Consider the following 15,150-nt stretch of genomic DNA (forward strand, 5'->3'; position numbering starts at 1 on the left):
CTCCTTTGGAGAGGGTTAGGGAGAGGAAAATGAAACAAGCATATATAGTAAAAGCATACAGAACCGCAGTTGGTAAAGCGCCAAAAGGTGTTTTCCGTTTTAAAAGAACAGATGAATTGGCTGCAGAAACCATCAAATATATGATGAAGGAATTGCCAAATTTAGACAAGAAACGAATTGATGACGTTATTGTTGGAAACGCCATGCCAGAAGGTGCACAAGGATTGAATATGGCACGGTTTATTTCATTGATTGGTCTAGATAGTGTAGATGTTCCTGGTGTAACCGTGAATCGCTTTTGCGCTTCAGGAGTCGAAACCATTGGAATTGCAACAGCTAAAATTCAAGCAGGTATGGCAGATTGTATTATTGCAGGTGGTGCTGAAAGCATGAGTTCTGTACCAATGACGGGGTTTAAACCTGAGTTAAACTACGATACAGTTAGAGCCGGTCATGAAGACTATTATTGGGGCATGGGAAATACGGCCGAAGCTGTAGCAAATCAGTTCAAGGTCTCTCGTGAGGACCAAGATGAATTTGCTTTTAATTCACACATGAAAGCTTTAAAAGCACAAGCTGAAGATCGTTTTCAAGATCAAATTGTACCTATAGATGTTGAGCAAACTTATATTGATTCAAACGGAAAGAAAGCCATAAAATCATATACCGTTTCAAAAGACGAAGGGCCACGTGCAGGCACTAGCAAAGAAGCTTTAGCAAAATTACGTCCCGTATTTGCCGCTGGCGGTAGTGTCACGGCAGGAAACTCATCGCAAATGAGTGATGGGGCTGCGTTTGTTATGGTTATGAGTGAAGATTTAGTAAAAGAACTCAACTTAGAGCCTATTGCTAGACTTGTTAATTATGCTGCTGCAGGTGTAGAACCTCGTATCATGGGCATTGGCCCGGTAAAAGCCATTCCAAAAGCTTTAAAACAAGCAGGACTCAAACAATCAGATTTAGAATTGATAGAATTAAACGAAGCCTTTGCCTCTCAGTCATTAGCGGTTATTAGAGAACTGGACTTGAATCCTGATATCATAAATGTTAATGGCGGTGCCATCGCTTTAGGACACCCTTTAGGTTGTACAGGTGCAAAATTATCTGTGCAGTTGTTTGATGAAATGCGAAAACGCGATATGAAAGGAAAATACGGTGCCGTAACCATGTGCGTAGGTACAGGGCAAGGGGCATGTGGGATTTTTGAGTTTCTTAACTAGAAAGACAAGAGAATAGAGAGAAAAGAAAAAGGACAATGTGTGCTAAGCAGAGACATAATTATAAGAATTTAAAAATCTGGAAACTCGGTTTGGAAATTACAAATGATATTTCTGATATGTTGTTAGATTTCCCAAAACACGAACAGTTTGATTTAAGTTCACAGATAAGTAGATGTTCGGTTTCAATGCCAAGTAATATTGCTGAAGGTTCTGCTAGAACAGATAAATCCTTCAGTCATTTTTTAGACATTTCTTTAGGTTCTTCTTTCGAATTAGGCACACAATTATTAGTAGCGCAACATAGAAAATATATAAATAACGAAACATTAAAAATGCTAGAAGAAAAAATAGAAGAATTCCAAAAAATGACCATGGGATTTCAAAATGGTCTCAATTAGAGTCTATTTTCTATTCTCTTTCTTCTCTAATCTAAAAACATAGTAATGGGAGCAACAGAAAAAGAATTATTAAGAGGTGGGCAATTTTTGGTAAAAGAAACCAATTGCGAAGATGTGTTCACTCCTGAAGATTTTTCAGAAGAACAACATATGATGAAAGAAGCGGTTATGGAATTTAACGACCGTGAAATCATTCCACACAAACCGCGCTTTGAGGCGAAGGATTATGCTTTAACCGAAGAAGTTATGCGTAAAGCTGGGGAATTAGGGTTTTTAGGTGTCGCTGTACCTGAAGCTTATGGCGGACTCGGTATGGGATTTGTTTCCACGGTGCTTACCTGCGATTATATTTCTAGCGGAACAGGTTCATTCAGCACCGCTTTTGGTGCGCATACAGGCATTGGCACCCTGCCCATTACCTTATATGGTACGGAAGAGCAGAAACAAAAATATGTTCCAAAATTAGCTACAGGCGAATGGTTTGGAGCATACTGTTTAACAGAACCAGGCGCTGGTAGTGATGCCAATTCGGGTAAAACGACTGCTGAACTTTCTGAAGATGGAAAAAGCTACAAGATAAATGGCCAAAAAATGTGGATCTCAAATGCAGGATTTTGTCGTTTAATGATTGTTTTTGCCCGGATTGAGGACGATAAAAACATCACGGGTTTTATTGTTGAATTTGATAAAGAGCATCCTAATGGAATCGTTTTAGGTGAAGAAGAACACAAATTAGGCATTCGTGCCTCATCAACGCGTCAAGTATTCTTTAATGATACTGTTGTTCCTGTAGAAAATATGTTGGCTGGTCGTGGCGAAGGTTTTAAAATCGCCATGAATGCCCTTAATGTGGGCCGAATAAAATTGGCTGCAGCCTGTTTAGATTCGCAACGTCGCATTCTAACCACAGCAGTACAATATGCCAACGAACGGAAACAGTTTAAAACTCGTATTTCAGATTTTGGTGCTATTAAAGTGAAGCTTGCAGAGATGGCGACGAGTGCTTATGCTGGAGAATCGGCCACTTACAGAGCTTCTAAAGATATTGAAGATCGTATCGCATTGCGTGAAGCGGCAGGAAACTCTAACCAAGAAGCCGAATTGAAAGGCGTTGAGGAATATGCTATAGAATGTTCTATTTTAAAAGTAGCCGTGTCTGAAGATGTTCAAAACTGCGCAGATGAAGGCATTCAAATTTTTGGAGGTATGGGATTCTCAGAAGAAACGCCTATGGAAGCTGCTTGGAGAGACGCTCGTATTGCGCGCATCTACGAAGGCACCAATGAGATTAACCGCATGCTCTCTGTGGGGATGCTCGTAAAAAAAGCCATGAAAGGTCATGTCGATTTATTGGGTCCTGCACAAGCCGTTCAAGAAGAATTGATGGGTATCCCTTCTTTTGATACACCAGACTATTCTGAGTTGTTTTCAGAAGAAAAAGAAATGATCAAGAAGTTAAAAAAGACTTTTTTGATGGTTGCTGGTGGAGCCGTTCAAAAATACGGTCAGAAACTGGAAGATCACCAACAGCTTTTAATTGCTGCAGCCGATATCTTAATTGAAATCTACATGGCAGAATCGGCCATTTTAAGAACTGAAAAGAATGTGAAACGTTCCGGAGAAGCCTCTCAGTCTGTTCAAATAGCGATGTCTAAATTATATTTATATCATGCTGTAGATATTATTGAAGAAAAAGGAAAAGAAAGTATCATTTCCTTTGCAGAAGGTGATGAGCAACGCATGCTACTAACAGGTCTTAAGCGCTTTACCAAATATGCAAACTACCCAGATATTGTAGATTTACGCAAAGAAATTGCCGAAAAAGTAAAAGAAGAAAATAAATATTGTTTTTGAGTATAACTCAAATTTAAGTGACTAATTCAAATAAAAAATGCTCTGAAATTTCAGAGCATTTTTTATCTATATTAAATTGATAATATTATTCGCTCACGGCTTTATAAGCATTAACCTTCCCTTTACCAAAGAACACACTACTTCCATTAGTGCCAATTTTATCTACACTTTTAAATAACTGCTTTTCTACTTCATGCGGATCCATTTCTCCTCCATTTTTTCCAATAATTAATGCAGCTACACCAGCAACATGAGGTGCTGCCATACTTGTACCTTGAGCATAATAAAATGAGGCCCCTCCTCCTCCTGCGCTTAATATCATACTATCAACAGAAAATGAAAAAACAAAGTCACCACCAGGAGCAGCGATATCAACTAATGATCTTCCAGTATTAGAATATGATGCAGAAGTATTTTCTGGACCTGTTGCACCAACTGCTATAACATTGTTTAAATCTGCAGGTAAAACTATAGTAGATCCATTTCCATCTCCATTCATTGCATCATTACCAGCAGAGGTTATTATTGTAACACCATTTTTGTATGCGTAATCGATTGCTCTTTGTTGAGCCAGTACAATCTCTTGAATAAACTTAGAAGGTATTTTCCCTAAAAAAATGCCATCGTCATCATAAAACTTACCGTCTTTATTCAAAGTGGTACCTAAACTCATATTGATTACATCTGCTCCATTATTAGCAGCATACACAATTCCAGCATTTATCCCACTAAAAGATCCCGATCCTGTAAATTCAGATAATACTTTTATTGCCATGATTTCTGCATTAGGTGCTACGCCAATAATCCCATAATCACTATCGGCTCCAGCAGCGGTACCGGCAACATGAGAACCATGATTAAAAAATGATTGACCACCATTTTCTCTAACATACCAATTTTCACCAGGTACAAAGGACATAGAAAGTTCGGTATTTAAATTTGGACTCAAATCTGGGTGGTCTTTATTAATACCGCTATCTAAAATTGCAATTCTCACTTCAGAACCGGTATAACCAGCATCCCAAGCTTCAGGCACATCTATATCATCCAGTCCCCATAAATACCCGTTTTCAAAGAAGAATTCACCATCACCAGGACTTGCTAAAGGATTAACATCTATAGGTTTAATCCAATTTATAGACAAATCAGGAACCACAGACTTTACGGCTGCTATGCTAGATACATTTTTTTCAAAATTAGCTTCGTTAGACTTCATAACCACAATTCCAATTTCTGGAATCGTTCTAATAACTTTTCCATATTTAGAGACAGACGTTATAAAATCACTTGCAAGAGTCTCTGATTTTGATAATACCATAAAAGAACTGTTAGAATTCCCTTTAACATTACCGTTTTTTCCTTGAACGGAAGAATTCGATTCGACCGATGATTCATTCATTTCAATAATTTCATTTTCACAAGAAAACAGAAATGTTGCTAAAAATATTAGCATAATTGGTTTTGATAATTTCATTTTAATTGGTTTAAGATTAATAACTGATTTTTATTAGTAAATTTATATTTGGAGAGAAAATTTTTGTATATCCGTAAACACCCCTATATTGATTAATATTTTGTATATTTAATTGATTCAAAAACAGTTAGCTATGGATATATTTTCTTTTGGGGTTCATTTCACAGATGAAAAGAGTTGCAGGCTTCATTTCAAGGAGCAAAGGGACAAGCAAGGTGTTGTTTGTAAGCGTTGCGGATGTACAGACCACTATTGGCTGATCAATAAATGGAGCTATCAATGTAAATCCTGCAACTCAAGGACATCATTGCGCAGTGGCACCATAATGGAAAGCTCTAAATTGTCATTTCTGGTTTGGTACAAGACCATTTTTTTGATGAGCACCACAAAAAAAGGATTTTCCAGTAAAGAGATACAGCGCCAGTTGGGGCTAAAACGTTATGAGCCAGTTTGGGCAATGGTCCATAAACTGCGTAGAGCAATGGGGGATCGTGATGACAGGTACACATTGGAAGGAATGATAGAAATGGATGAAGGCTATTTTACTATTGAAGCCTCGGAACAAGCACACAAAACCCAAAAAGCAGGTCGAGGGAGCAAAACTAAATCCAATGTTATGATTATGGCAGAAAGCACCATACTGGAAGATATAGAAACAGGAAAAGTAGATAGACAATGCCGTTATTTTAAAGCTAAGGTATTAGAAGACCACAAGGCAGATGGCACAGACCAAAGCTTCAAAGACGCTATTGATGACGAGCAAACTATTATATTTACAGATAAGAGTACTTCATATGTAAATATTGCAGACTATGTAGAAATACATATGACAGAGAAATCAAACGAACAAACCACCAAAGAAACACTCAAATGGGTGCATATAGCAATAAGCAATGCTAAAAGGAACTTTGCGGGAACTTATCATAAAATCAAGAAGAAATATTTGCAATTATATCTGAACGAGTTTGTTTATAAGCTCAACCGCAGGTATTTTGGAGAACGAATCTTTGATAGGCTTATTATTGCTAGCATTACAGCTAATGGACATTAAACGGATATACAAGAAAATTTTCAATAATATATTAATTTAAAATTGAATAATTCAAAATTTCAAATAAATAACAATAATAACCTGCCCAAGTGCAATATTTAGCATGGTTTTGGACAAAAATAAAAAGTCAAAATAATTATATGAAAGTGCAAAACATTCCTAAATTTCGAAACGTTTTTATTTTTATTAATTTAGTGGAAAATATATGATTATGAAAGTTTCATATTTATTATTCACACTATTATCTTATGCTGTAAAAACAGCTCAATCTGAAACATTATCCCCTAAACTAGAAAACGTCTCATGGATTTCAGGCAATTGGAAAGGAGAAGCTTTTGGTGGACAAACCGAAGAAAACTGGAGTGAACCCTCTGGCGAATCGATGATGGCTAACTTTAAACTTATCAACGATAATAAAGTGTCGTTTTATGAAATTGAAATTATCCGCAAATTAGAAAACACGCTCATTCTTCAATTAAAACATTTCATTAACGATTTAAAAGGATGGGAAACAAAAGATGAAACGGTCGATTTTCCTTTAAAAGAAATCACTTCTAATAAAGTTATTTTCAAAGGAAAAGAAGAGATTATCTTTGAAAAAGTGAGTCCGAATGAAATGAACGTGTATTTAAACAAATACAAGGGAGAAGGCTCTATGGAATCCACCAAATTTAATTACAAAAAATAACAAGTTATGAAGTTTTTATATGTGATAATTTTATTCCTAGTCTCGTTTAAAATATCTGCGCAAACTAATCAAAAAATATATAATATTATTGATGCCATTTCCGAAGAGCACCTAAGAATTGATGTAAGAACACTTACCAATTTTGGTACGAGAAACACCTTTAGCGACACCCTTTCAAATACCCGGGGCATTGGTGCTGCAAGACGTTGGATAAAATATGAGTTCGAAACTATTTCTAAACGTTGCAACAATTGCTTAACGGTTTTCTATCAAAAAGATTTTGTTACAAAAGCAGGAAACAGCCGTGTACCACATGATGCCTGGGTGGTAAATGTAGTAGCCATTCAAAAAGGCACAAAGTACCCAAATAGATTTGTCATTATGAGTGGCGATATCGATTCTCGCGCAAGTGATACCATGGATTTTAAAACCGATGCGCCTGGGGCAAACGACAATGCCTCGGGTATGGCAGGAACTATTGAAGTTGCTAGAGTACTTTCAAAATATAAATTTGAAAGCAGTATTGTTTACGTGGGTTTATCTGGTGAAGAACAGGGCCTTTTTGGTGGTGCAGGATTAGCCAAATATGCCAAAGACAATGGTTGGGATATTATTGGGGTTTTAAACAATGACATGATTGGAAACATAAAAGGTATAGATGGCGTGATCGATAACAGAACCTTTAGAATTTTTTCAGAGCCAGTATCCTCTAATGAAACAGAAGAGCAAAGAAAGAGACGTCGTTTTTATGGTGGTGAAGTGGATGGTATTTCTCGCCAATTAGCTCGATATGTATACAAAACCACAAAAACATACATGCCAGAAATGAATCCTATGATGATATATAGGTTGGACCGTTTCGGTCGTGGCGGGCATCATAGGCCTTTTAACGATTTAGGTTATGCTGGTATTAGAATTATGGAGGCTCATGAAAATTACACTCAGCAACACCAAGATATTCGCGAAGAACATGGGATTAAATACGGTGATGTTATTGAACATATTAATTTTAATTACGCAAAAAAACTAACGGCTGTCAATGCCATTAATTTGGCTAGCTTAGCTTCCTCGCCTCCACCTCCTAAAAATGTTGCTATAGGCGGTGTTGTTGAACCCTCGGTCAAATTTAGATGGGAGAAAGTTGATGGTGCGCTTGGCTATAAAATTTATTGGAGAGATACCACCTCACCAACTTGGGATTACAGCAGATATGTTGGCAATATTTCTGAATATACATTGGATGGTATTGTAATTGATAATTATTTTTTCGGCATAGCCTCAATTGGAATAGACGGGTATGAAAGTCCTGTTATATTCCCTAATACTATTTTCAGGGATTAATTATATTTGTTAAAACATCTTAGTATGAAAAAGTATGCGCTATCCGTTTTTATTTTTCTGTTTTTTTACGTAATTGGTCAATCACAAAACCTACTAGCTGAAAAAACTGATTTTACTAGACAAGATACTTTAAGAGGTAGTATTACTCCAGAACGCGCATGGTGGGATTTAACCTATTACCATTTAGACATTAAAGTAGACCCTGATAAAAAATTTATTTCTGGAAAGAACACCATTAAGTACAAAGTTTTAGAGCCCTATCAAGTATTACAAATTGATTTGCAACCTCCGCTAAAAATCACCAAAGTCCTTCAAGATGGCGAATTATTAGAAGTAAAACATGAAGGCAATGCGCATTTTATAAGCCTTCAAAAAAACCAAGAAACAGGCACGCTCAATACCATAGAAGTACATTATAAAGGTTATCCAAAAGAAGCGGTTCAAGCACCTTGGGATGGCGGTATTTCTTGGAAAAAAGATAAAGATGGGAATCATTTTGTAACATCTTCCTGTCAAGGTCTTGGTGCCAGTGTCTGGTGGCCAAATAAAGACCATATGTATGACGAGGTAGATAGTATGCTCATCAGTGTGAACGTACCTAAAAACCTAACAAATGTATCCAATGGAAGACTGCGAGGCGTTGAAAAATTCGATGATAACACAGCTACTTATCATTGGTTTGTAGCTAATCCCATTAATAATTATGGGGTAAATATTAACATAGGTGATTATGCCAATTTCTCTGAAGTTTATGAAGGAGAAAAAGGCGATTTAGATTTAAATTATTATGTACTAAAAGATAATCTTAAAAAAGCTAAAAAACACTTTAAAGATGCTCCAAAAATGATGGAGGCCTTTGAGCATTGGTTTGGCCCCTATCCGTTTTACGAAGACAGCTTTAAACTGGTTGAAGTCCCTTATTTGGGTATGGAACATCAAAGTTCTGTAACGTACGGAAATCAATATCAAAACGGCTATTTGGGAACAGATTTGTCCGGTACGGGCTGGGGACTAAAGTTTGATTTTATTATTGTTCATGAAGCTGGTCACGAATGGTTTGCCAATAATATTACCAATAGAGATGTCGCCGATATGTGGCTCCATGAGAGCTTTACAGCGTATTCTGAAAACTTATTTATAGATTATTATTACGGTAAGGAAGCTTCCTCAGAATACGTGATTGGTACACGTTCCAAAATTCAAAATGACATCCCTATTATTGGATCCTATAATGTTAATAAAACGGGATCTGGTTCAGACATCTATTATAAAGGTGCCAACATATTACATACCTTAAGACAGCTCATTGAAGATGATGAAAAATGGCGACAGATGCTTAGGGGAATGAATAAAACATTTTACCATCAAACCGTAACTACGCAACAAGTTGAAGACTATTTATGTAAGGAAACAGGCTACGATTTAACTGAATTTTTTAATCAGTATCTGAGAACAACCCAAATTCCAACATTGGAATATGCATTGGAAAACAAGTCGCTAAAATACAGATGGACGAATACTATCGAAAACTTTGATATGCCAGTTTTGATTACACTCAATAATAAGGTACAGTGGTTGTTCCCGAAAGCCGCATGGAAAACTATGAATTTGGAATCTGAAAATAATGAGTTGCAAATTGACCCAAACTTTTACATTTACTCGAAAAAAATTTAAACCTAGTGAAATATCCTGAACTTTATTTTAAGACAGATACCGAATGGCGTTCATGGTTGCATGAAAATCATAACGCTGCCAAAGGTGTCTACCTAATATTCTATAAAGTGTCCCATGAAAATGAAAGTATGCGCTGGGAAGAAGCGGTCCGAGTAGCGCTCTGTTATGGCTGGATAGATTCTACTGTTAAAAGTCTGGGTGATGGAAAGCGAAAACAATATTTTACGCCGCGTAATCCTAAAAGTGTTTGGAGTGCGCTCAATAAAAAATATATAAAGGAATTAACTGAAGCTAATTTGATACACGAGAGTGGATTGAAAATTATTACTATCGGCAAAGAAAATGGAAGCTGGTCGGCTCTAGATGCTGTTGAAAAAGGTATTATCCCAAAGGATTTAAAACAGGCTTTTGATATGAATAAGCAGGCTTTTAAAAATTATAAAAACTTCGCACCATCCTATAGAAAAAGCTATTTGTATTGGTTGAATCAAGCCAAACGTGAAGCGACAAGACTTAAACGCATCGCAGAAATTATTCAACTTTGTGAAGCCAATGTTAAAACAAGAGGTTCTTATTAACTTGTTTTGACTTTAGAAAGTTAATGTCAATTAAAACGATCCAACAAAAAAAACATATCACCTATGAATATTCAAAAAGTCACTTTTAAAAATAATAACAATGAACAATTAATGGGCAGACTGGAACTCCCCGTAAATCAATTGCCACACAACTTCGTCATATTCGCACATTGCTTTACCTGCAATAAAAATTTATCTGCTGTCAAAAACATTGGTCGGGCATTGACATCAGAAGGTTTTGGAGTATTGCGTTTTGATTTTACAGGACTGGGTGAAAGCGATGGCGATTTTGCAGATACCAACTTTTCTGGAAATGTTGAAGATTTAATTAGTGCCTCAGATTATCTAACCAAAAATTACGAATCGCCAACATTAATAATCGGCCACTCTTTAGGAGGTGCTGCCGCCCTATTTGCTGCAGCGCAATTAGTTTCTGTTAAAGCTGTCGCAACGATTGGATCGCCTTCTAATCCTAAACATGTGCAACATTTACTAAAGAGCAGCGTCGATGATATTATAGCAAACGGTAAAGCGATTGTAAATTTAAGTGGTAGGGATTTCACCATTAAAAAACAATTTTTAGATGATATCGAATCCAAATCACTGCCTGATACTGTAAAGAAGCTCGATAAAGCACTGCTAGTCATGCATTCGCCGCAGGATACAATAGTAAGCATCATTAATGCCGAAGAAATATATAAGGCTGCCAAACACCCTAAAAGTTTTGTATCGCTAGATGGTGCTGACCATTTACTTATGAATAAGAATGATTCAACATTTGCGGGACGAATCATCTCAAGTTGGGCAAAACGCTATGTAAATATTCCCGAAACAGATACTTTGAAAACCGCGCACCAAGTGATTGCAAGTTTAGATCAGAGTGACGGATTTACAACACAAATGAAAGTGGGCAATCATTATATGACAGCCGATGAACCCATAGCTTTTGGGGGTAATGATTTTGGGCCTACCCCTTACGACTTAATTTCAGCTGGATTATCGGCATGCACAGTAATGACTATACAAATGTATTCAAAACGCAAAAAATGGGATGTCCAAAATGTGGAAGTCCATATCAGTTATGGTAAAGACCATGCTACCGATTGTGAGGAATGCGAAACCGAAACTTCAAAAATTGACACCTTTACCCGTGAAATCAAATTAACAGGGGATTTGGATGATTCTCAAAGAAAAAAATTATTGCTCATCGCCGATAAATGTCCAGTTCATAAAACCTTGCATAGCAAAACTCAAATTATTACAAAACTAGTGGAATGAGATGCATTTAAATACCACTTATAAAACTGCCATAAGGGTCTTTAAACTGAATACCCTCGGTAAACCGGTGCTTGCTTAGCAGTTTATATTCCACCAAGGCCCACAACACGAATTCCTTAACAAAACAACTATCTGCTTTGGTGAGATTTGGTTGATATTCTCCCAACAAATCATCTAATGGTGAAATGGCATCAAGTAAACTTTTATATTCTTTATCACGTAAGTCTTCCAACAATTCAAAACCATCTTTTTGGTTAAAAAACCACGAGACAATATTGTCGTACGGACTTTCTTCATCTTGCTTTTGTAATTTTCCAATCTTTGGGAAAAACTCCGGAAATAAGGATTTAACAGCCTCACCTATTAGATTGTAGGCCACAACAGCAGCACCCTCCTGCTCGCCTTCGTAAACCAACTCCACCTTTCCCGTAATCGACGGGATAATACCTACAAAATCTGATAAGCGAAGTATGGTTGTTTCATCACCAGAAATTAAAGCACGTCGTTCTGCGGTACTTAGTAAATTTTCATATGCCGTAATACTTAATCTAGCACTCACACCACTTTTTGCATCAATAAACTCGCTTTCACGTGCTTCAAAAACAATTTGCTCTAATAAATCTTTAGCTAAATCTGGAACCACAACTATTTGCTTCTGACTTTCCAGTAGCCTTGCCTCTTGTTCGGTAATTAAACGTGCTGTTTCAATATCCTCAGGATAATGGGTTAAGATTTGTGACCCAATTCTATCTTTTAATGGCGTAACGATACTGCCTCTGTTTGTATAATCTTCAGGGTTGGCAGTGAATAAAAACTGGATATCCAGAGGCAACCTCAACTTAAAGCCTCTAATTTGAATATCACCTTCTTGTAAAATATTAAAAAGGGCCACCTGGATTCTTGCCTGTAAGTCCGGTAACTCATTAATAACAAAGATACACCGGTTCGCTCTTGGGATCATGCCGTAATGAATGACGCGATCGTCCGCATAGCTTAGTTTTAAATTGGCTGCTTTTATGGGATCTACATCACCAATAATATCAGCCACGGTCACATCTGGTGTGGCCAATTTTTCAGCAAAACGCTCACTTCGGTGTAGCCATGTTATAGCTGTTTCATCGCCTTGCTCTTTAATCAGCTCAATGGCATATCTGGAAATGGGTTTTAAAGGATCATCATTGATTTCGGAACCTTCAACAACAGGAATATATTCGTCCAATAAATTTAACATTAAGCGGGCCAGTCGTGTTTTTGCTTGCCCACGTAATCCTAATAAATTGATATTATGTCTTGATAAAATCGCGCGCTCCAGTTCTGGGATTACTGTAGTTTGATAGCCATGAACGCCTTCAAATGTGGTTTCTTTATTTTTTATTTTTTCAATTAGGTTATCTCTTAATTCGTCTTTTATGGATTTGCTTGTATAGCCTGCTTGCTTTAATTCGCCTAGTGTATCTATGTTTTTCATTTTCCTCTCCCTAACCCTCTCCAAAGGAGAGGGAACTGTTGTGGGTTTTTTATATAATTTAACTTTATAATTTTACTAAATATTATTAAAGGTGTTTTACGTCATTGGCTCCTCCCCTTCGGGGAGGTCGGGTGGGGCTTACTACCCTCTAATTCTTTTTTTTCTGTTTGTTTCATAATCTTCAAAAATCATTTCACCTAAACCTTTAAGACCCGTGTAAAAGGCTTTCCCTTGATTGGCATGCGTAAACTCTCTTACAAATTGCATGAGGTAGTTGTCTTGTGCTATCATAAAAGTGGTAATGGGAATATGCAAGCGTCTTGCCTGTTGGGCCATAGCATAGCACTTGTTAACAATGTGGGTATCTAAACCGTTACTGTTTTTATAATATTGACCATCTGGCAACCTTAAACAGCTTGGTTTCCCGTCTGTAATCATGAAAATTTGTTTATTCGTATTTCGTTTACGTCTTAATAAATCCATGGCCAATTGCAAACCTGCTACAGTATTGGTATGGTAAGGTCCCACTTTTAAATAGGGTAAATCTTTTATTTCTATTTGCCACGCATCATTACCAAAGACCAAAATATCCAAGGTGTCTTTTGGGTAACGGGTTGTAATGAGTTCTGCCAGTGCCATCGCTACTTTTTTGGCTGGTGTGATTCGATCTTCACCATAAAGAATCATACTATGACTTATATCAATCATGAGTACGGTACTCATTTGGGATTTGTGCAAGGTTTCCTCAACCACCAAATCTTCTTCCGATAATTTGAAATCGGATATGCCGTGGTTAATTTGCGCATTCTTCAAACTCTCTGTCATAGAAACCTTATCTAGAGCATCGCCAAATTGATAATTCCTAAAGTCGCCCGTATGTTCATCGCCCAGACCCGGGCTTTTACTTTTATGATTTCCCTGGCCGCTGCGTTTAATTTTTCCGAAAATATGATCTAAGGCTTGTTGACGAATAGCACGCTCTGTCTTTGCCGTAATAGCCATACCGCCGTGACCATCATTATCAATTTCTTCTCTTATATAGCCTTTCTTTTTAAGGTCTTCAATAAAGTCATCAATAGTATATTCTGACGTGGTGAGTTCATATTCCTTATCCAATTCGCGCAACCAATCAATGGCCTCGTCAAAATCGCCCGAAGTATGGGTTATAAGCTCTTTAAAAATTTCAAAAAGTTTATCGAAAGGGGATTGATTTGGCGCTTCGTAGGTTTTAAAAACGAACCCCTTTCTGTGAGAATTATTTCTTATCATAGTAGGATAAAAATAAAATATTATATATTAAAAAAGAGTAAAGTGCTTATTGTATTTATTTATACTTCAATAACTAGAATAACAGCTTATTCAACGCGTTTTAAACCTTCTAAATCTTCAATTATAATTTGCTTGCCAACTGTACGTATAAGCTTTTCCTTTTTGAACTGAGATAAAACACGTATTGCAGATTCTGTTGCGGTACCCACAATATTGGCAAAATCCTCTCTTGATAATAACACACTCAATGTGCCGTTTGGATTTTTACCAAAACTATCATGTATATAAATTAAGCTTTCTGCAAGACGCTGTCTCACGGATTTTTGTGCCATATTAACAATAATATCATCCGCTTCCTTTAAATCATGCGCCATATCTTTTAGGACATCAAAAGAGAATTTTGGATTTTTTTGAAGATCTGCAATAATCTCACTTTTTGGAATAAAACAAACTTCCATATCATTTAAAGCGGTGGCTTGTAAATTTGAACTTTCATCGCTAATTAATGAGCGCTGGCCTAACAACTGACCCTTTACAACCATTTTAACAATTTGATCTTTACCGTTGGCACTTAATTTTGAAAGTTTACAAATACCATCTTTTACGCAATAAACACCATTTAATATCTCACCCTCTTCAAAAATAACCTCCCCTTTTTTTATAATTTTAGACGTTTTACAACTAGAAATACGCATTAACTCATCCTTTGTTAAAGACTTTAACGAGTTAAACTGCTTAATTATACATTGTTCACACTTACTCATAGTAAAATTTGTTGTTGTGTAAAAATAAAGAAAACATGACATATATCATATTATAAGGCGACTTGTTTTGTACTTTTGTTACAGGTATAAATG

The 15,150-nt window shown here is 36.6% G+C and carries 13 protein-coding genes; 9 read left to right on the plus strand and 4 right to left on the minus strand.

Annotation, left to right across the window (positions count from 1 at the left end; all coding sequences use genetic code 11):
- Positions 1 to 29: 29 nt before the first annotated feature.
- From FAF07_RS02345 to FAF07_RS02355, 3 genes are read left to right on the plus strand one after another with little or no spacing between them, the layout of a single operon-like run.
- Entirely contained in the window at positions 30 to 1,220 is a 1,191-nt protein-coding gene (locus FAF07_RS02345; protein ID WP_142783593.1) for an acetyl-CoA C-acyltransferase, read from the plus strand.
- Between the two features lie 35 nt (positions 1,221 to 1,255).
- A complete protein-coding gene (locus tag FAF07_RS02350) occupies positions 1,256 to 1,618 on the plus strand; it encodes a four helix bundle protein (protein WP_142783594.1) in 363 nt (120 codons plus the stop codon).
- A 45-nt stretch (positions 1,619 to 1,663) separates the two neighbouring features.
- On the plus strand, positions 1,664 to 3,472 hold the full coding sequence (locus FAF07_RS02355; protein ID WP_142783595.1) for an acyl-CoA dehydrogenase family protein: 1,809 nt from the start codon (positions 1,664 to 1,666) through the stop codon (positions 3,470 to 3,472).
- Between the two features lie 85 nt (positions 3,473 to 3,557).
- On the opposite strand, the gene FAF07_RS02360 is transcribed toward FAF07_RS02355, so the two are convergent.
- Positions 3,558 to 4,946, minus strand: coding sequence for a S8 family peptidase (locus tag FAF07_RS02360; RefSeq protein ID WP_142783596.1), 1,389 nt, complete (start codon positions 4,944 to 4,946; stop codon positions 3,558 to 3,560).
- Between the two features lie 133 nt (positions 4,947 to 5,079).
- Between FAF07_RS02360 and FAF07_RS02365 the strand changes: the two genes are divergently transcribed.
- The 6 genes from FAF07_RS02365 (at position 5,080) to FAF07_RS02390 (ending at position 11,556) form a co-directional block, all read left to right on the plus strand.
- On the plus strand, positions 5,080 to 5,997 hold the full coding sequence (locus FAF07_RS02365) for an IS1595 family transposase (RefSeq protein ID WP_142783597.1): 918 nt from the start codon (positions 5,080 to 5,082) through the stop codon (positions 5,995 to 5,997).
- 211 nt (positions 5,998 to 6,208) lie between these two features.
- Complete coding sequence (locus FAF07_RS02370) at positions 6,209 to 6,685, plus strand: DUF6265 family protein (RefSeq protein ID WP_142783598.1); 477 nt, start codon at positions 6,209 to 6,211, stop codon at positions 6,683 to 6,685.
- A 6-nt stretch (positions 6,686 to 6,691) separates the two neighbouring features.
- Entirely contained in the window at positions 6,692 to 8,026 is a 1,335-nt protein-coding gene (locus FAF07_RS02375) for a M28 family metallopeptidase (protein ID WP_142783599.1), read from the plus strand.
- A 24-nt stretch (positions 8,027 to 8,050) separates the two neighbouring features.
- Positions 8,051 to 9,700 (plus strand): M1 family metallopeptidase, encoded by a 1,650-nt coding sequence (locus FAF07_RS02380; protein WP_142783600.1) that lies wholly within the window; start codon positions 8,051 to 8,053, stop codon positions 9,698 to 9,700.
- 5 nt (positions 9,701 to 9,705) lie between these two features.
- Complete coding sequence (locus FAF07_RS02385) at positions 9,706 to 10,278, plus strand: YdeI/OmpD-associated family protein (RefSeq protein ID WP_142783601.1); 573 nt, start codon at positions 9,706 to 9,708, stop codon at positions 10,276 to 10,278.
- Positions 10,279 to 10,341: 63 nt separating this feature from the next.
- Positions 10,342 to 11,556 (plus strand): bifunctional alpha/beta hydrolase/OsmC family protein, encoded by a 1,215-nt coding sequence (locus tag FAF07_RS02390; RefSeq protein ID WP_142783602.1) that lies wholly within the window; start codon positions 10,342 to 10,344, stop codon positions 11,554 to 11,556.
- A 7-nt stretch (positions 11,557 to 11,563) separates the two neighbouring features.
- On the opposite strand, the gene FAF07_RS02395 is transcribed toward FAF07_RS02390, so the two are convergent.
- The 3 genes from FAF07_RS02395 to FAF07_RS02405 all read right to left on the minus strand — a co-directional run bounded on the left by FAF07_RS02395 (position 11,564) and on the right by FAF07_RS02405 (position 15,057).
- Complete coding sequence (locus tag FAF07_RS02395; RefSeq protein WP_142783603.1) at positions 11,564 to 13,024, minus strand: MoxR family ATPase; 1,461 nt, start codon at positions 13,022 to 13,024, stop codon at positions 11,564 to 11,566.
- A gap of 141 nt (positions 13,025 to 13,165) precedes the next feature.
- The gene (locus FAF07_RS02400; RefSeq protein ID WP_246067753.1) at positions 13,166 to 14,293 is read right to left on the minus strand and encodes a vWA domain-containing protein; all 1,128 of its coding nucleotides are present in this window, start codon (positions 14,291 to 14,293) and stop codon (positions 13,166 to 13,168) included.
- A gap of 86 nt (positions 14,294 to 14,379) precedes the next feature.
- Entirely contained in the window at positions 14,380 to 15,057 is a 678-nt protein-coding gene (locus FAF07_RS02405; protein ID WP_142783604.1) for a Crp/Fnr family transcriptional regulator, read from the minus strand.
- Positions 15,058 to 15,150 lie beyond the last annotated feature (93 nt).

The sequence above is a fragment of the Changchengzhania lutea genome, from assembly GCF_006974145.1.
Lineage (GTDB): Bacteria > Bacteroidota > Bacteroidia > Flavobacteriales > Flavobacteriaceae > Changchengzhania > Changchengzhania lutea.